The organism is Synechocystis sp. FACHB-908, assembly GCF_014698595.1.
Lineage (GTDB): Bacteria > Cyanobacteriota > Cyanobacteriia > Cyanobacteriales > Microcystaceae > Synechocystis.
In genome coordinates this window covers 13,803-29,981 of sequence record NZ_JACJTH010000045.1, presented here as the reverse complement: position 1 = coordinate 29,981, position 16,179 = coordinate 13,803, and the positions used below count along the sequence as shown (strand labels likewise).

The 16,179-nt window shown below is 47.6% G+C and carries 18 protein-coding genes; 9 read left to right on the top strand and 9 right to left on the bottom strand.

The window, feature by feature from the left end; all coding sequences use genetic code 11:
* Positions 1 to 102 precede the first annotated feature (102 nt).
* Positions 103 to 477, bottom strand: a complete 375-nt coding sequence (locus tag H6G46_RS17570; protein WP_011153782.1) for a DUF5615 family PIN-like protein — start codon at positions 475 to 477, stop codon at positions 103 to 105.
* Positions 478 to 486: 9 nt separating this feature from the next.
* On the bottom strand, positions 487 to 903 hold the full coding sequence (locus H6G46_RS17565) for a hypothetical protein (protein WP_011153783.1): 417 nt from the start codon (positions 901 to 903) through the stop codon (positions 487 to 489).
* A 91-nt stretch (positions 904 to 994) separates the two neighbouring features.
* On the opposite strand from H6G46_RS17565, the gene H6G46_RS17560 reads away from it, so the two are divergent.
* From H6G46_RS17560 to H6G46_RS17545, 4 genes are read left to right on the top strand one after another with little or no spacing between them, the layout of a single operon-like run.
* Complete coding sequence (locus H6G46_RS17560) at positions 995 to 1,222, top strand: DUF2281 domain-containing protein (protein ID WP_011153784.1); 228 nt, start codon at positions 995 to 997, stop codon at positions 1,220 to 1,222.
* A gap of 7 nt (positions 1,223 to 1,229) precedes the next feature.
* Positions 1,230 to 1,655, top strand: coding sequence for a PIN domain-containing protein (locus tag H6G46_RS17555; protein ID WP_011153785.1), 426 nt, complete (start codon positions 1,230 to 1,232; stop codon positions 1,653 to 1,655).
* Positions 1,656 to 1,676: 21 nt separating this feature from the next.
* Positions 1,677 to 2,276, top strand: a complete 600-nt coding sequence (locus H6G46_RS17550) for a ParA family protein (protein WP_011153786.1) — start codon at positions 1,677 to 1,679, stop codon at positions 2,274 to 2,276.
* A 3-nt stretch (positions 2,277 to 2,279) separates the two neighbouring features.
* The gene (locus H6G46_RS17545) at positions 2,280 to 3,149 is read left to right on the top strand and encodes a ParB/RepB/Spo0J family partition protein (protein WP_011153787.1); all 870 of its coding nucleotides are present in this window, start codon (positions 2,280 to 2,282) and stop codon (positions 3,147 to 3,149) included.
* A gap of 750 nt (positions 3,150 to 3,899) precedes the next feature.
* Here H6G46_RS17545 and H6G46_RS17540 read toward each other — a convergent pair.
* The 4 genes from H6G46_RS17540 to H6G46_RS17525 all read right to left on the bottom strand — a co-directional run bounded on the left by H6G46_RS17540 (position 3,900) and on the right by H6G46_RS17525 (position 9,667).
* Positions 3,900 to 4,463 carry a hypothetical protein gene (locus H6G46_RS17540; protein ID WP_199303651.1) on the bottom strand — a complete coding sequence of 188 codons (564 nt, stop codon included), beginning with the start codon at positions 4,461 to 4,463 and terminating at the stop codon, positions 3,900 to 3,902.
* A gap of 513 nt (positions 4,464 to 4,976) precedes the next feature.
* Entirely contained in the window at positions 4,977 to 6,386 is a 1,410-nt protein-coding gene (locus tag H6G46_RS17535) for a hypothetical protein (protein ID WP_223211249.1), read from the bottom strand.
* A 485-nt stretch (positions 6,387 to 6,871) separates the two neighbouring features.
* The gene (locus tag H6G46_RS17530; protein ID WP_223211250.1) at positions 6,872 to 8,197 is read right to left on the bottom strand and encodes a hypothetical protein; all 1,326 of its coding nucleotides are present in this window, start codon (positions 8,195 to 8,197) and stop codon (positions 6,872 to 6,874) included.
* Between the two features lie 771 nt (positions 8,198 to 8,968).
* Positions 8,969 to 9,667, bottom strand: coding sequence for a Crp/Fnr family transcriptional regulator (locus H6G46_RS17525; RefSeq protein WP_041428295.1), 699 nt, complete (start codon positions 9,665 to 9,667; stop codon positions 8,969 to 8,971).
* A 143-nt stretch (positions 9,668 to 9,810) separates the two neighbouring features.
* On the opposite strand from H6G46_RS17525, the gene H6G46_RS17520 reads away from it, so the two are divergent.
* From H6G46_RS17520 to H6G46_RS17510, 3 genes are all read left to right on the top strand, one after another.
* Positions 9,811 to 10,593, top strand: a complete 783-nt coding sequence (locus H6G46_RS17520) for a class I SAM-dependent methyltransferase (protein ID WP_011153792.1) — start codon at positions 9,811 to 9,813, stop codon at positions 10,591 to 10,593.
* 44 nt (positions 10,594 to 10,637) lie between these two features.
* The gene (locus H6G46_RS17515) at positions 10,638 to 10,973 is read left to right on the top strand and encodes a cupin domain-containing protein (protein WP_011153793.1); all 336 of its coding nucleotides are present in this window, start codon (positions 10,638 to 10,640) and stop codon (positions 10,971 to 10,973) included.
* A gap of 246 nt (positions 10,974 to 11,219) precedes the next feature.
* On the top strand, positions 11,220 to 12,560 hold the full coding sequence (locus H6G46_RS17510; RefSeq protein WP_011153794.1) for a carboxylesterase family protein: 1,341 nt from the start codon (positions 11,220 to 11,222) through the stop codon (positions 12,558 to 12,560).
* 531 nt (positions 12,561 to 13,091) lie between these two features.
* Here the strand turns inward: H6G46_RS17510 and H6G46_RS17505 are convergent.
* Positions 13,092 to 13,607 carry a hypothetical protein gene (locus tag H6G46_RS17505; RefSeq protein WP_011153796.1) on the bottom strand — a complete coding sequence of 172 codons (516 nt, stop codon included), beginning with the start codon at positions 13,605 to 13,607 and terminating at the stop codon, positions 13,092 to 13,094.
* A gap of 135 nt (positions 13,608 to 13,742) precedes the next feature.
* Here H6G46_RS17505 and H6G46_RS17500 point away from each other — a divergent pair, with 135 nt between their 5' ends.
* A complete protein-coding gene (locus tag H6G46_RS17500) occupies positions 13,743 to 14,267 on the top strand; it encodes a MarR family transcriptional regulator (protein WP_011153797.1) in 525 nt (174 codons plus the stop codon).
* Between the two features lie 448 nt (positions 14,268 to 14,715).
* Here the strand turns inward: H6G46_RS17500 and H6G46_RS17495 are convergent, their stop codons facing one another.
* Together H6G46_RS17495 and H6G46_RS17490 are read right to left on the bottom strand one after the other, a co-directional pair.
* Positions 14,716 to 15,141, bottom strand: coding sequence for a putative toxin-antitoxin system toxin component, PIN family (locus tag H6G46_RS17495; protein WP_011153798.1), 426 nt, complete (start codon positions 15,139 to 15,141; stop codon positions 14,716 to 14,718).
* Positions 15,138 to 15,323 carry an AbrB/MazE/SpoVT family DNA-binding domain-containing protein gene (locus H6G46_RS17490; RefSeq protein ID WP_242018662.1) on the bottom strand — a complete coding sequence of 62 codons (186 nt, stop codon included), beginning with the start codon at positions 15,321 to 15,323 and terminating at the stop codon, positions 15,138 to 15,140. The genes H6G46_RS17495 and H6G46_RS17490 overlap by 4 nt, the downstream gene beginning before the upstream one ends.
* Before the next feature lie 253 nt (positions 15,324 to 15,576).
* On the opposite strand from H6G46_RS17490, the gene H6G46_RS17485 reads away from it, so the two are divergent.
* Positions 15,577 to 16,143 carry a recombinase family protein gene (locus H6G46_RS17485; RefSeq protein WP_011153800.1) on the top strand — a complete coding sequence of 189 codons (567 nt, stop codon included), beginning with the start codon at positions 15,577 to 15,579 and terminating at the stop codon, positions 16,141 to 16,143.
* The last annotated feature ends 36 nt before the right edge of the window (positions 16,144 to 16,179 follow it).

Sequence of the window (16,179 nt, the reverse complement as noted above, 5' to 3'; positions counted from 1 at the left end):
CGAGAGAACGGAGTAACCTAACTAAAAAACGTTGTTAGCTGAGGACTAGCCTGTAACTCCCAGAAAGCTGGGCGCAGAATGCTAATGGGACAGCAAACTGGATCAGGAACACTTGAGATACAGCAGGCGATCGGTCCAACCCCTTTCCCGTTCATCCTTCCATAATTTAAGCAAAGCCTGGACTAGACTCCCAAAATCTTGGGGCGGCATACTCTGATAGTCAACGAAGATAATACCGCTATGGGACTGACCCTGCTCTCCCCAAGTCCAAAGAATGGGCGGTATCGTTTTTTGGTCATAGGTTACCAACACCAATTGTGCCGTGGTGGCAGCCTCCAAAATTACCTCATCTGGAAATCCTAGATACAGCCCTCCCTGCCAAGTTAGTAAGGGATATATTTCAATGTCTGGTGCCTTACTAATAACCTGCTGAGCCACCACCGGAGATATGTGTTCATCCAATAGAAAACCTAACATGGGGTTCTGCTATGACTGCCCTTGGACTTCGAGCTGCGGTAACAGACGGGTCAATGTGGTTTCGTTAACGGCCCCAGCATCGGTAATGGCGATGTTGATCTCTTCGGGGTAAGCCTCTGCATAAAGTAAGGCCGATTTTACCCAAGGCAGAGGACGCTGGAAGTGTTGTGCTGTTTTTTCTGGGTCTAAAGCATACCCTTGGGCAATGCGGACAACTTCCCAGACCGCCAGGGTAGAGTTTTTAAGATGGGCATGACGACCCAGGGGCGTTTGTCGAAATTCAATGTAGGGAAAGTCCTGCTGCCGCAAGGATTCTTCCACTAGCAGGGCGGTGGTTTCACTAGGTGTCTTACCTAAACAGCGAGCAAAACGTTGAAGTCGTTCGTGGGTTAAGTCCGGCAGACGGGTACTGACTACTATGGACATAGGGGAAAGACAACAATGGGATTTATATTGATTACAGTGTAACGAAGAGACGAGTATTTATTATCAGGCCCATCAACAAAGGTTGAGCACCATGACAGCGCAAGAAAAACTCTACCAACTAATTCAAACTCTGCCAGAGAAGGAAGTTAGCGAAATACTCAATTTTGCCGAGTCGCTTTGGCCAAAAGTCTCTAGCCCCAAAATTCCCGCCGGCACCCTTACCGGACTGCGGGGCATTGCCAAACCAACGGGCCCCGTACCTAGCGACGCTGAGTTACAAAGGCAATACACTGACTACCTAAAAGAGAAGTATCTGTAAATATCCTGTGAAAGTACTTCTCGACACCAATATTGTTCTCGACTTACTTTTAGAGAGAGAACCGTTTATCGAAGAAACCATAGCCATCTTTGAAGAAATCGAGCAGGGAAACATCGAAGCTTACATTGCGGCTACAACAGTTACCAATATTTTTTACATCATTCGTAAGAACAAAAGCCGCGAGGTGGCGCTTATAGCTGTTAAGCGACTACTGATTGGACTACAACTATGCCCCGTGAATCTACAAGTTATCGAAGTTGCCCTCGACATCAATCTAAGAGACTTTGAAGATAGTGTCCAATTGGCATGTGCCACAGTTAACCAACTTACTGCAATCATTACCCGTGACACCAAAGACTTTGTTGAGAGTCCTTTGCCTATTTACTCCCCTGCGGAATGTTTATATCGGGTTAAGACCAATAAGCTTGATTAGTAGGCCCATCATAAATAGCCCATGTCAAAAACCATAGCCATAGTCAGTCGTAAAGGAGGTGTGGGCAAGAGCACCCTCTGTGCCAACCTCGCCGTGGTAGCAAGAGATGCAACTATTCTCGACTGCGATGACCAAGCTTCTCTAGCAGACTGGGGCGATCGCCGTGGCAATAATAGTCCCCTGGTTATTGCGGTCCCCCCTAAGCGGGCAATCTCCACTCTAGAAAAAGCAACAACAGACTGGAACTTCATTGATACCCCCGGCACCCTGGATGCCGGCATTATCGAGGTAATGCAAGCATCAGACTTTGTATTGGTGGTACTGCGTTATGGACAGTTCGATTTAGACTCGGTGTCCACTACCCTCTCAGCAGTAAGACTAAGCCAAAAACCAGCGGCGATCGTCCTTAACCTACTGCACCCTAACACCAAGTCTCAAGACTTGATTACCAACCTAGAAGACGCACAATTGGGCTACCCAATTAGCCCCCATGCTGTTTGTTCAAGGGCAGATTTTCAACAGGCAGCAGCACAGGGTAGAGGAGTAACAGAGTTGGAGCAAAGCAGTAAAGCCAGCTACGAGATTAGAGCTCTGTGGCATTGGTTACAACAGCAGGTATAAATTATGGCAAAACGTCAATCTCTAGACATAAGCAAAGCTCAAGCACGCTCCGCTACTTCGGAAGCAGCCGAAGAAACCTTGCAACGACAACAGATGAAGGAAGGACTGGTGCCCCTGGACAAAATCGGCGATCGGCCAGAGGGAGATACCCGTCAAATTAACGCTAAGCATGTCAAAGAGTTAGTGGAAAGTATTCAAGTCCTGGGACTGATTACCCCGTTAACAGTGGACAGACACTACAGGCTATTAGCCGGAGGACATCGTAAAGCAGCCCTAGAGAAATTAGCGGCAGAATCCCCAGAAACATTTACGGCATTCTTTGGCGAAGGAGTGCCGGTGAACATTATGGACATTGATGCAGAAACAGCAACCCTCACGGCATTACAAGTTGAAGTTGAAGAAAATACCCAACGCAAAAACTACACCCCTAGTGAAATTCGAGAAGCGGCCCGTAAGCTAAAGGAGGCTGGCTATGAAAAGCTTAAAGGTCGCCCCAGCAAAGGACAAAAGTCTATCAACCGAGAGTTAATGTCTGTATTTGGGGCAAGTCGTAGATATATCACCAAAATCCTCAATGACCCAGAAGATGAACAGCAGAAGCAGAAAAGTGCGCACATGTGCGCACTTTTTTCTAAAATTAAGCGATATCACGAGCAAACGGAAGCTTTTAAAGATTACATCAGTAAAAATTCGCCCAAAGATGCTATAAATCCAGAATTAAACGTAATCAGACTAAGCCTAATAGAGAAGCTTAAGGAAACCCAAGCACTGTTGGAAGGGCTCCACATCGTTGAGCAGTTACAGACTAAGGCGACAAGCCCATCCATAGCTGGGGAGAACCACTCAACACAAGAGGAAAAATTGGAAGTTTAAACATAACCCAGGTCCAGAGAGACAAAGAACAGAACAGGGTTGGGAAGAACTCAGCCCTTAATAGTTTCACGAATTGGTTATGCCAATTCTTCAAACTATGAGCGACATTCTCGACAGAAAATTCATCAACTTAGAGACCACTAGGTCTACCCTCAAGCAGAAGATCCTTCGAGATAGGGCAAGGGGTTTAGACTTTGGCTACTACGAGCTATCCGTTAGACCGCTATACATCAAAGCATGGCATCTCTACTGCTCGTTCTTCATCATGCACTCAGAGATGGAAAAGTACAGTTACACAGACAGGTCCAGGGTAGAACTAGAGTAAATCTTCTGGCAAGACCATCGAGCTCTCCTATTCTACGGGGCACCCTACTCATGGTTAGTCATCAAAGATGAAGACAAGTTTGAGAACTGGAAGGAACTAAACAGTGACGCGACAAAGCAGCGAATTCCAACAAGCATCAACTATGGCCTTATACTCAAACATTTTTTGCCGCTGTCAGCCGTATGTAACTACTTAGCAGGTTTCAACGTGGAAGAGCATCAAGCTAAACTACCACGGCAAAACTTTAAGCGCATCGAAGAATATGCTTCCCAGTATGTGCACGTCAACATGAAAGACCCGACCCTAACGATAGAAAAAGTTAGAGAAATGGTCTCTGACATAGAGATGCAGATGTGAACATCACAACAAGCTGGGTAGAGACTGAGCAATCCATCTATCACAGCGTTGACAGAAACAACAGAAGGTCAAGACGAGGTATCAGAGGAGGAGAATGAGTCATGGAAGACCTTTGACTTCTCCACTAATTCAGCACCTAAAGAAAGACTCACAAGCTGGGACTGAAAATCTTTTAAAGCCAGACTCACAGCTTGCTCTAGGGCAGCGGCAACTTCAGAGGAAGACTGATAGCAGTGGGGGGCGGAAAAGTAAGAAGGTAGATCCCGGAACAAACGAATGGAAGAGGACAAAACCTTGTCAATTTCTGAGATAACAAGATCGATGGGAACTACCTGCTTAACCTTACTCTGCATTTGTAACTCAACAAGAGAAGCTTCGGCGAGAGACTTCCTCGCACGACCTTCACGCCACTTGGTATCCCAGTCAGAACGAGCAACTTTAGCCTTATGTTCATCCAGATCCTGCCGCAGGCTGCGAGTGTACCAACGGTAGTAACCAAGGATGTCATAGGCGTTGGAGCCTTGCTTAGAGAAGTAACCAGCCTTAGCCCAGGTCTGGACAGTGCGAACGCTCACACCGGCTTCCTGGGCCAATTCTGTCACAGAAACAAATAAAGAAGGGGTAGAGGACATAGGAGCAAAGGGGGGGCACTACCAGGAAGCATACCCAGAGAAGAAGGAAAGTTAAGGAACGACGACGAAGACCAAGCAACAGCAAAATCACACAAACAAGAGAGCAACCTAAGTCCCGATAGAGACCACAAACGTCACATCTGTAGTGGATTACTGACAAACCAAGGATAATGAGGCTCTGGGCGCAGCCTTAAGCATGGCAGGGACAAGAGTGGGTTTGTCGGGGCATAGTTCCCCCACTGTGGGACAGCACTAACCCCAGCAAGGTAAGGAAAAGAAGAATAACCCTTCCATCGCGGACATAAAAATCCGAGGGGGTCAAGCTCCGGCTCCAACGAAAAGTAAGCAGGGACATACGGGCCATACCTAGAGTGATTGGTGTAAGAGCAACTACGGAGCCAACCAGGGGGTCCGATGGACTCAGACCTCCAAAGGACTCGAGACTTACGCTTCTGAAGAATCCAAGGGCTATCCGGGTAAGGGCTCGGTGGTGCGGACAGGTTCAACTTAGAGTTAGGAGGAGCCGTGAGGTAGTGAGCACATGGGAGAGGCGGGGGCAGCTGGGGTGAGGCGATCGCAAAGGTGGAGGGGCGCAGGCAAACGAGGGCCTGGGCAGGTAGGTAGTAGGGCTGTGGGGGCACAGACGGGGTGCCATAATTGGCTGTATTTGTAGGCAGTTTTGGCGGAGCATTTAGCGCCCTTAATGATGTGTTTAAGTCGTGCTTTAGCTCCTTCTGGCCAACAGTTCTCGGCTGTTAGTTGGGCTACCGTCCTAGCTATCCTTTCCTGGGCTTCTCGGGCCCTTGTCTGATTGTTGGGTCCTGCTGATGTTAGTGCTTTATCGACCTTCGGCTTGCCTCTGAACGGATAGAGTTTTTTCTCTGCGCTCCGTGCCCAACGTATGCACCAAGCTGCAATTTCTGGTTGGTGTCGACACCATTGTCCATAACCCGGAAGCTCCGTTACAGTCTGCTCAATGTAGCTAGCAAGGGCCTCTCCACCTAACCCAAGGAAGACTCTCCCCTTAGCAGCAACTGCCCTCAAGATTTCGTTGCTTTGATGGTGGGCTGTGAAACCAACCTCGAGAACGGTATTAATTTCTTTGAGCCATTTGGATGATCTGGTGGGAAGGAATGGGCCATGATCTTGGGCTTTGCGAGCTGTAGCAAATCGCTTCTTAGCTTCTTCTCCCAGCTCCTCTATCCGCTCTGTGTCATTCTTTCTGGCGATGGCCTTTGCCCGCTTTAAAAACAACTCTAGACTATCCGGCCAACCAGTTGAGTCCAGCTCACCATCATTGGTCAGCATCAAAGAACCTGTCCCAGATTGTAGGGGTAGTCTGATGCGGTTATAAATGCTTCCCTCGGCCTTCCACTGCTTACGATTAGGAAAGACTTCTAGATGACCAGGTTCAATAGAAAATCCAGCACTAGTTAAAGTCTCGGTGAGCAGACAAGCTAGGGGAAAAGTCTTAACCGGACGATCAAAGAACATGAACAGGTGCCAGCCCCCAGAGTCGCTTGACTGCACTAACTGGCTAGATACTATAGCTAATTCCTCTAGTGCTTCTCTGATGCCCGCTAGGGACTCACTATTGTGGTACCGTCCATCAGCATCTAAGTCAAGGGCTGCCCACGATGTCGACTTTCCAAAGCCTAGGCCGATAGTTGTGGACGGAGATTTCCAATAGTTCCAGATTCGATTCTTATTCAGAGAATACTTACACGTGAACCATTGCCCCTGATCATTTTTCAGAATGGCTTTAAAAGGATGGCTAAACAGGCGCTGGAAATCTTCTTTAACCTGTCGAGGATAAAATTCTTTGATTGCTGGATTCGGTTCGCTTTGAGGTACCTCTACGGACTCTGACTTAACTTTCCCTTTGATGGGGACAGCAAAATAAGTAGCCTTTTTGTAGGTCAATATTCGATGGTCACCCTGGATAGAGTGAAGCTGAGCCTTGGGACCAGCCCCTTTCCTAATACCAACGGCTACTGGGAAGCCGTTAATCCTAACTCCGAGTAACTCATGGTCAGAAGCAGTTTTAGTCTTTCTCTTTGAGTGAGCACGGGGGCTCAGGTGATTCTTGATTATCCCCATGACCACCTCCTAGTCTTTGCTGGGTCATAGGTAGTTCTTAAGAAGCTTGAAGGATAGCGATCACAGGATCTGGCTTGCGCTTCATTGCCCAAACTTGCTAAAAATGGCATAACGAAAGACCTCCCTCCAGGAGAGTTTTTTTAACTTCGAGCCCGCTTGCTGTTCTAGTCGCCAAACTTTTCGCAGCTTGCGGGCTTCCAATGGGAAACCTTATCATTGCTCGATCCACTCCTTAAGAAAAGGGACTACAAACAAGTATAAGGAGAGAGAAAAAAAAAAAGCGAAGGTTAAATAACAAAAAGTCAGAGCTAGGAATCATTGACTAAAGTCAAAGAGGAAAACAAAACTGCAATCCCAGAAATCCAATCCTCAGCGCCTTCAAGGGGCTTAACGTAAACTAAGTAAGGATGAAGAGAATGTATAGCGCCAGAACAAAGGGTAACCAAGGAAGCAGGCTGAATAGAGTAAAGCTTTGAAGATGACTCCTTTCCAAAAACCATCCTCGAGACCAGTCCCGAAGCAAAAGAATTAAGAACATAAACCTTCATATAGGAAGGGGGTGTGGCAGAAAGACTAAAAGTCTCTTCTGATAAAGGTTTCGAGATATCTTTCTTATCCTGTGTCGACGATAATGATTCATAGGGGGTGTGGCATGAGTTTTTAGATGATGACTCTATATTTTCAACGTCAAGATCAATTTCTGACTCTATAGCGTCAATGCTTGCAGAGTCGTTATCGTCGTTATCAATGATGGTTGAGGAAGACTCGCCTACTGGAGGAGAAGTTACTGACACATAATCTGGATGCCAATATTCTCTATATCGAGATAGAGTGCTGTCTGAGGTGCGTTTGCCAAAGAGATGATAAATCGCTTCCAACAATAGGTCTTTCATGGCTCCAACTTTAACCGGCAACACTGCCATGGTTTGCCTTACATAGTCCATCCCCTGCTTGATACGAGCCACAGCTTCTTCCTGTCGAGTTCTGTTGACTACATTCTCTTTGACTTGCCTTGCCTGACGGTTACCTGTTCTTTGCATATCCTTGAAGGTGCCGGAGCGTGTCGGCTCACTCCCGTAAGGATAGTAATATTTTTCGATACAGCGTCCCCAGTCCTTACTACGACGCTGGATATTATGCTTGTGCTGACAATATTGTTGATAGCCAGGACTCGTCTCTGCTGTTCTCACTATGTAGTCTGCTAGGGCTTGCCCTTCTAGCCCCTTAAAGACACGCCCATAGGTACCGATTATCCGCAGCAGGTCGTTGGTCTGTCCGAAACTTGTCCAGCCTTCGCCTATCTGCTCCCTTAGGTCTTGGGCAAAGCTACACGCATCACCTTCTCCTTTGACCCGTCGGAATTGTTTTATGTGACTGGCACTCTCTATTGCTGTTTCAATCAGCTCTATGTCCTGTTCTTCTGCTGCCCCTTCCCCTTGCTCTAAGAAAACTTCTATATCGTTGCTGTAAGGGACGAAGTCCTTGTCTAGCAACCAAGAACCCCTCTGCAGAGGCAGCCGCACAGCTTTGTAGCTTGTTTTGCTGTGTTTACTATAGGTCTTGGTGTTGGGGAAGATTTCTAACTTGCCATCCTTCACTTCATACCCTGCTTTTATTGCTGTCAGCCGCAACATATGGGCTAGCTTAAATGTGGGCAGAGCTTTCGGAAAGACGAAGTAAACGTGCAACCCACCGCTGTTGGAGGATTGGAGTGTCACTACACTGTTTATACCCACTTCTTCGTAGGCTCCTAACAGCTCTCGGTATTGCGACTCACTATTCCCCGGATGGTAGGGACTACTACAGTCAATGTCTAGCACTGCGTAGTGCGTTGTTGTCCCGAATGATAGCCCTATCAACCTTTCCGGATCTTGGTAAACACTCCATAAATTGCGGTGCTCTATCGGGTAATCACTTATAGTTATCCACTCTGGGGTAGAGCTATAAGAACTTTTTATAAAGTTAAATCGATGCTTGAAAAATCTACAAAACCTTTGCCCTGTATAGCTTTGGGGCAGATGCTTGGTCGTTAGCACTGCTTAGATACTCTCCTAATTTTTCCCAGGAGGAGCTATCCGGCAAATTGGCATGCTACACTAACAACATAAGATTTTAGTCTGTGTAGCTACCTGTGGCGTGCCTGAGAAACACGCTTTGCCAGGTGGCTTTAACTTTTTCTGGGGTGTACGTTAAGAACTCGATGTTCTTGTTAAGTTAGGTTAATTACCTCTCTTAATTGCTTAGAAAATTGGCCACTGTATCATAGCCTATTTCCTGAACGACACCCCCATATTTCTCCGGTCATTGCCCTACACCCCATATATTCCGGTTTTAATACCCCTGGCAGACCACAGTAAAAATTCCGTTGCTGTGCTTAACTTTTTTACCCTGTAGGGATTAATCCACTAGTTGGAATTCTGTTGAACGATCGCCGTGAGTTGGTTGGTGTCAAGAATGGTGATTTTGCCCCCCCGCTGGTAAGTTACAGACCCCTTAAGCTGCTTAAACACACGGGCACACTCTTCGTAGGTGATGCCAATGCTACGGGCAATTTGGTAGTAGGTGAGACGAGCTCGCAATCTTTGTCCTTCTGGTACTGTTTCTGTACCCCCACTGTCAGCAAAATACTTTAGGTAGTGGATTAACCGCACGATTGCTCTCTCTGAGACTAAACAGTGCACACGGCTGTGCAAATGCTGGAGCCGTTGGTTAAAGATGCCCAGCATGTGCAGTGCCATTTCTGGAGCTTCCCGAAACCCATTCAATAGAGCTTCCCTCTCAATGGTCAATACTTTAATCGGCTCTAGGGCTGTGGCAGTAGCAGGGGCTACACCATTGCCGAACAAAGCTGGGGCAGCAAATACTTCATCGGCCCTCAGCAACCTCAAGATGGTTTCCTTGCCTGATTCAGAGATTTTGGTGAGCCGCAAGGAACCCGTCACTAACAGATAGAGGCAAGCGGGCAGGGCATCGCCTTCATAAAATACAACTTCATCGCTCTCGTAGGTCTTCAGACTACTGTGCTCGGCAAGTTGACCTAGCAGTAATGGCTCTAATTCTTTAAACAGGCTGATGTACTGAAGCTGCTGGACATCGATCTGCATGGTGACATTGTCGGGGAGGCTCATGAACCTCCATTAGACCATAGGGGACATCAGGAACAGGTCAGCGTTCTCTCCATGAGCTACCTCATAAACAGGACTAAGCCCCTCTGTGAGAATAAAAGTATACTTCCCTGGTAAATGTCATGACGGTCACTCCACTCAATCTTAAGACTGCTTCTGGACATCAAGTGCTAGCCGCGGCCGGTAAAAAGATCCTGCGTCCCGGCGGGCGGAAAGCCACAGAAATCCTCTTTACCTGGGTCAATTTTCAACCCGGTGAGACGGTGCTAGAGCTAGCCGCCAGTTTTGGTTACAGTGCCATTGCCCTAGCCCAGCGTTATGGTGTCAAGGTGGTGGGCATCGAAAAAAATCCTGACAGTGTGGCCCGCGCCCGGGCCAACGTGGAAGCTGCTGGCCTGAGTGCTCAGGTGGATATCCGTGAAGGCGACTTTTTTCACCTGGAGCGCATCCCAGGGCAATTTGACTATGTTCTGGGAGAAGCCATTTTATCCATGCAGTCAGCCCCCGCTAAAGCCAAAATTCTACAGGGGGTAGGAGCTCGTCTTAAACCTGGTGGGCAATACCTCAGCCATGAAATGCTAGCCCAAGGTGCCCACATCGAAGATATTTACCGAGAACTGGCAACCACTATTCGGGTCAACACAGCCCCGCTCAATGAACTGGACTGGCAAGGAACCTATGAACAGGCAAACCTAACTGTGCAACAGCACCGCACTGGTCCCATGGCTTTACTTAACCCTCTGACCATCGCCCAAGAAGAAGGCTTGGGTACCCTGCTGAGCTTGGGTTGGAATTTACTGGTGCATCCGCCTATGCGGCAACGGATTTTAGCCATGAGGCGGGTATTTACCAAGTACGGCGACGATCTAGGCTACATCATTCTCCGTGCCCAGAAGCCTAGCTAGCTCTAAGTTACCTAATCACTTTCCATCTTTACTTGAAGGCCACTATGAAAACCCCAATCCTTTCGTTTCAAGCAACTTTTACCCGTCTACAGGAGCACATCGAATACCCTCAAGCAGGAGTGTTGAGCAAAACTTTATTGCAGGACAAGACCTGCCAATACACCCTCTTTTGTTTGGCGGCGAACACCGAAATTTCAGAGCATACTTCCACCCGCAATGCCGTGGTGCAAGGAATAGAAGGCACTGGCATTTTGACCCTAGAAGGTAAGGATATTTCCCTAGACCCAGGGGTGTTTATTGTTATGCCGGCCCATGCTCCCCACGCCCTAAAAGCTATCTCTAATCTGTCCTTTTTGCTTACTTTGTCACAACCTAATTAGGCATCCAGTCCCAGGATTTTTGGAGTTGTTTTACTGGTTCAATACATCCCGCTTGGGCTGGGGACCAGCGGCTATGGCGGCGACCTGGATTCCGAGTTCTTCCGTTGTAACCCCTCTCGCTCAGACCGACTTCTATGGTGGGATCAAGACGTTACGCTAGATATTCAAATCCCTTTTTTCTTCCAATCAGGATAGTCGGGATATTAAAGCTAGCATGTCAAAAATCCATGTAGGTTACTTCTCAAAATGAAAGCAAGCTTTGGCACTGAGAGAAACTCCTTTGAAGTTCAGGTATCCGGAGGACGCTTGATTGGCTCAGTTTCTGAGGGACTTGGCTCATTTTTAGGAATTCCCTACGCTGCCCCGCCGGTGGGAGCATTGCGATGGAAGCCTCCTGTGGCTGATATCGGCTGGGATGGTGCGCGATCTGCAACTTCCTTTGGCAATCCCTGCACCCAGTACCTAGACACAATCCCTGTCATCACAGAACGGCAACGCACACCATCCGAAGATTGTCTTTACCTCAATGTTTGGACCCCCGCACCCGGGGATTCTGCGAAACTACCAGTCATGGTGTGGTTCCATGGGGGGGCTTTTGTGATTGGAAGTGGTTCAGCCACAGAGTTTGATGGTGCGAATTTGGCCCGGCATGGCGTAGTGGTTGTGACAGTGAATTATCGCCTGGGGCCTTTTGGTTTTCTCTCCCACCCGGAGCTGGCTGATGAATCCTCCCATGGAGCTTCGGGAAACTATGGTCTACTCGACCAGCTCTGTGCGCTGCAATGGGTCGCAGAAAATATTGCCGCCTTTGGGGGAGACCCTGGGTGTGTAACCTTATTCGGCGAATCGGCCGGAGGCATAAGTATCTCCTGCCACCTTGCCAGTCCGCTATCCCGGGGACTTTTTTCCCGAGCGATTATGCAGAGTGGGACTTGGTTTACCATTCCCCATGGTTTACCTCAGGCAAGTACAGACCCTGAGCAGGCCGCGGCCAATGCTTCCAAGTTTGCCGCCTCACTGCGTTGTAGTACACAGGGGAAAGTGATTGAGGAATTGCGTAAGCGAACAGACGGGGAACTTCTGGCTGCGACGGAGCGCAGGATGTTGTTTTGTCCTGTGGTGGACGGTTGGTTTCTACCGGAAGATCCTGAGTTGATTTTTGCCACAGCCAAGGCGACGCCTGTGCCGACCATCCTAGGTTTCAATGCGGATGAAGGTACCCGCTTTACCCACACTGCCCCTGGCAGTCCTGAGGCAGAAGAGCTTTCCTTACGTATCGCCGTTGAGCCAACCCGTCGAATGGCTGCATTGATGACGGCTCCGAGCTATTGCTATCGTTTTTCACGGGTTCCTAATACAGAGCTGGCTTCGCGCTTCGGTGCTTATCACGGGATCGAAGTGCCCTACGTATTTGGAAATCTCGATGCCCGTCTCGGCTATGAAGAGGAGGATTTTGCTTTATCGGAGCGGATGATACGTTACTGGACGACTTTTGCGAGCAGTGCTTGTCCGGATCCAGTCGGGGCAATGACGTGGCTTCGATACAACAAAGATGACGAAAATATTCTCAATTTGGGTGAAGGGTGAGCATCTCTGCTGCTTTTACTGGCTCAGTTCTGAGATCTGCAATCACATTTGAAACGACCAAGATCCACCTTGCTCCCAGTGTGCACCGCCCATGGTGGTTGAGCTAGTGATGGGTGTTGTAAGACTTTGGTTCTGCTGGGGATTAGCTGTGGGTTCCGGAGTTGCAGCACTTCTGGTCAGGATACTGGAGTTCCAACTGCCGGGAAAGGAACAATAGCAAATATGATGTTGCACCTGCGTCAACTTTTTGAAGATTTGCGAGGACGGGGCAAGATAAGGATATTGGTGAAGCAGTCACTAAATTAAGGAGGCTGATAGAAGTTCCCACAGTGCCAGTGTTGCTAAGGTGATCAGCTTATCAAGAAAAGAGTATTGGAAATATATAAAATATATATTAGTAACATGCCGTTTTTCGGGAGAGGGGATTGGCGATCGCCATGAAAAGTACGGTTATCTTTGTCTGTAATTCAAGTATATTGCACAATAGGAGACTGAACTTCTTGAAATGCTCTGAGCTGGTTACTGAAACATCTATTTTGTCGAGGATTGCACTGCCCTTCGCTTGCCCCAGGGTTTGAGGGTAGACACGATAATGACTGTCAAAAGTGCCAGAGTTTGTAATGCACCAACGAGAGTAGCGGTGGTTTGTAGCGTGAGATAGTCAGGATTCTGCAAGACTTGGGATCGCCCTGCCTCAGAGAGAGCTGTCATCTCCTTCGTCATCGGACCCAACCAAACAGAACCAAGCATGATCAAAACCAAGGTGACGAGTTGTTTTACCATCACCCAGTAATGTTTGAAGAAGCCCCAATTAGTAAAACCACAAAGTAAAACACCAGTGATAACCGAAAACACAGCAGCAGGAATGATAATGTACTGTCCCAAGACATTTCGCGCTAGGTTGATGCCGTGAATTGCTTCCCCAGGTTTGAGTAGAAGAATACTCAAGGCTAGAGCAACGGAGCACAGAGCTGTGCCAAACCATACCCCCCCCGTAGCAATGTGCAGACTTAACAGCCAGCTTCTCTTACTAATCTTTAATCTCATGGAGCTTCATCAAAAGCGATAGCCTTATAGTTAGTTAGCGAGCTAACTATAATTTTAAGCCCAGGACTTTGTCAAGACGATTGTCAAGATTCATTTGTTGGCTTACAATAAGCGGGCTAACTAAATTACCTCACCATGCAAATTTTTCCAAGGCGAGAGGCATTCCACGAGCTCGAGTGTGATTTTTCTAGCTTTGACCTAGAAGCGGTCGGAACTTGTCTTGCGTTTCTGGATACCACAGGTGAGGTTTATGCTGCTTTTGATAAGCACTTCGAGCGTTTTGGGCTGTCAGCGGGAAAGTTTACGATCTTGATGCAGCTCTACACTGCAAAGCGAGGCTTGTCACCCTCTGAGTTTGCCAATCGTGCCAATGTAACTCGTGCCACAATTACAGGCTTGCTGGATAGATTGGAACGAGAAGGGTTGGTTGAGCGTAAAGCCCACTCCAATGACCGACGAATGCTAACTATCACCCTCACGGAGCAGGGAAAAAAGTTGGTTGAGAGAGTTCTGCCCGAGCATTTTTGCCGTACTAAGGGATTAATGACAAACCTCACGTCTACAGAAAAGAAGACATTCATTAAATTACTTGATAAGTTGAGATCGGGTATCCCAGCGTTGTCAGATCCAAGTTGGGATCACAACAACCTAACAAGTTAAGAACAGCAAGAGTTCGTTGATTCAGCGCTCCATTCACTAAACGGGCAAAGCCTTGGGCGTCAATCACCTTGAGCTCTCCCGCCGCTACCGCAATCTAAATCGACTCGTGCAGCAAGCCAAACCCACCCTGATCAATTTCCACCAAGGTGTCTGCCGCTAGGATAGCGGGCGCTTCGATAAACACCAGTCGTCGCAAGTCTTCCTGGGCTTGGTTTTAGAAGTGGAAAAATTTTGCTCGCTTATCTAAACTGTCCCATTTGCGATGTTTGACTTTACGAGTCTGCCTAACGAGAAATCAAGGTTTTCGGGTAATTAGGCGGTGAAATTGTCTCATTTATAGTCATAAATGGGACATTGAGAATTCAGATAAGTTATAAAATTTGATGCCTGGAAGCATTGGTAGATAAAGCTTTCAGCCTTAACGACCAAAATTTTTCCGTTGCTAATACTAAGCTACGTCCAACAAAAACTGCTCTAACAAAACAATCGAACACGGGAAGGAATCTTCCACTTCTAACTCCAATAAGTCTTTGTCGCCTGTGATTAGATAATCAGCCTGTCCTACCAGCGCCAGCACCAAAAAAGGTACATCAAAGGGATCTCGGCATGGGGGAGTTGCCGGCGGAGGATTAGGTATCCTAACTGTTTCACAAAACGGTAAGTAATCAGCCAATAAGTCCTCTCTTTCTGTTGGACTTAGCCTAAATTTGGGGTAAGCAAGCACCCGCATTAACTCTGTAACTGTTACCTTCGACACCAAAGGGATACAGCCCCCAGACTGCCATATTCCACGTAGCTTACCCGTCACACCACCAAAGATTAAGGCTGACACCAACAGATTAGTGTCGATAACAACCCGTGGAGAAGCCTTCATGACTGACGTGCCCAGTCCACGGCATTGGTAATATCTTCTTCTGTTATGTTCAGAGCCGCTAACTTAGCTCTGACAGCATCAGCTCGTTGGATTCGGACAGGGGTAAGAATAATTTGTCCACCCTGCACCGTGACTTCAAAGTACTCTGCCGAGCCAATCTGTTGGGTAACGGACTTAGGCAAAGTGAGCTGATTCTTAGATGTCAACTTAGCCAGCATGACATTGCAACTCCAAGACGAAAAAAAGAAAACAAGGATTCCTTACTTAGTATAACTACCCCCATCACCAGAAGTTGCCACTTTAGGTAAGAACACGAGGCTACATAGCCTCAAAAAGTACACTTTCCGAGACAACCCAAAAATATGTCTCTTTTTATGTCTCAGAAGCTTATTCTCACAAAGTCTTAGATATAATGAGACTTTATGGGCAGCAATCATGGCGATCGTCGGTTATGCACGGGTCAGTTCCGTGGGTCAAAATCTTGATGTGCAACTTGAGAAGTTAAGTCATTGCGACAAGGTTTTCAAGGAGAAGCAAAGTGGTTCTTCTCATCAACGTCCTGTCCTACAGGAGTGCCTTCGCTACCTCCGGGAAGGGGATACTCTGGTGGTGACACGGTTGGATCGGTTGGCACGTTCTACTCTTCATCTCTGTCAGATTGCGGCGGAGTTAGAGGGAAAACAGGTTGTCCTCCAGGTGCTTGACCAAAATATTCACACTGGTGATGCCACGGGGCGGCTCTTGTTCAATATGCTGGGGGCGATCGCCCAGTTTGAAACGGAAATCCGTGCCGAGCGCCAAATGGATGGTATTCAAAACGCTAAAGCCCGTGGGGTTCGCTTAGGTCGAGAAAAACAGTTAACCGAGCAACAGGTCTTGGAATTACGGCAGAGACGAGAGCAGGGGACTTTGATCAAAATCCTTATGAAGGATTACAAGCTGTCGAAAGCTAGCATATATCGTTATCTGAATGGTACAAAAGTCGTAGAATTAGCACATTAAAATGTCGCTTTCAAAAATATTATCTAACCGAAAATG

Coding starts and splice junctions, on each gene's coding strand:
- H6G46_RS17570 (WP_011153782.1), bottom strand. CDS start 477: ATGTTAGGTTTTCTATTGGATGAACACATATCTCCGGTGGTGGCTCAG.
- H6G46_RS17565 (WP_011153783.1), bottom strand. CDS start 903: ATGTCCATAGTAGTCAGTACCCGTCTGCCGGACTTAACCCACGAACGA.
- H6G46_RS17560 (WP_011153784.1), top strand. CDS start 995: ATGACAGCGCAAGAAAAACTCTACCAACTAATTCAAACTCTGCCAGAG.
- H6G46_RS17550 (WP_011153786.1), top strand. CDS start 1,677: ATGTCAAAAACCATAGCCATAGTCAGTCGTAAAGGAGGTGTGGGCAAG.
- H6G46_RS17545 (WP_011153787.1), top strand. CDS start 2,280: ATGGCAAAACGTCAATCTCTAGACATAAGCAAAGCTCAAGCACGCTCC.
- H6G46_RS17540 (WP_199303651.1), bottom strand. CDS start 4,463: ATGTCCTCTACCCCTTCTTTATTTGTTTCTGTGACAGAATTGGCCCAG.
- H6G46_RS17530 (WP_223211250.1), bottom strand. CDS start 8,197: ATGTTGCGGCTGACAGCAATAAAAGCAGGGTATGAAGTGAAGGATGGC.
- H6G46_RS17525 (WP_041428295.1), bottom strand. CDS start 9,667: ATGCAGATCGATGTCCAGCAGCTTCAGTACATCAGCCTGTTTAAAGAA.
- H6G46_RS17520 (WP_011153792.1), top strand. CDS start 9,811: ATGACGGTCACTCCACTCAATCTTAAGACTGCTTCTGGACATCAAGTG.
- H6G46_RS17515 (WP_011153793.1), top strand. CDS start 10,638: ATGAAAACCCCAATCCTTTCGTTTCAAGCAACTTTTACCCGTCTACAG.
- H6G46_RS17510 (WP_011153794.1), top strand. CDS start 11,220: ATGAAAGCAAGCTTTGGCACTGAGAGAAACTCCTTTGAAGTTCAGGTA.
- H6G46_RS17505 (WP_011153796.1), bottom strand. CDS start 13,607: ATGAGATTAAAGATTAGTAAGAGAAGCTGGCTGTTAAGTCTGCACATT.
- H6G46_RS17500 (WP_011153797.1), top strand. CDS start 13,743: ATGCAAATTTTTCCAAGGCGAGAGGCATTCCACGAGCTCGAGTGTGAT.
- H6G46_RS17495 (WP_011153798.1), bottom strand. CDS start 15,141: ATGAAGGCTTCTCCACGGGTTGTTATCGACACTAATCTGTTGGTGTCA.
- H6G46_RS17485 (WP_011153800.1), top strand. CDS start 15,577: ATGGCGATCGTCGGTTATGCACGGGTCAGTTCCGTGGGTCAAAATCTT.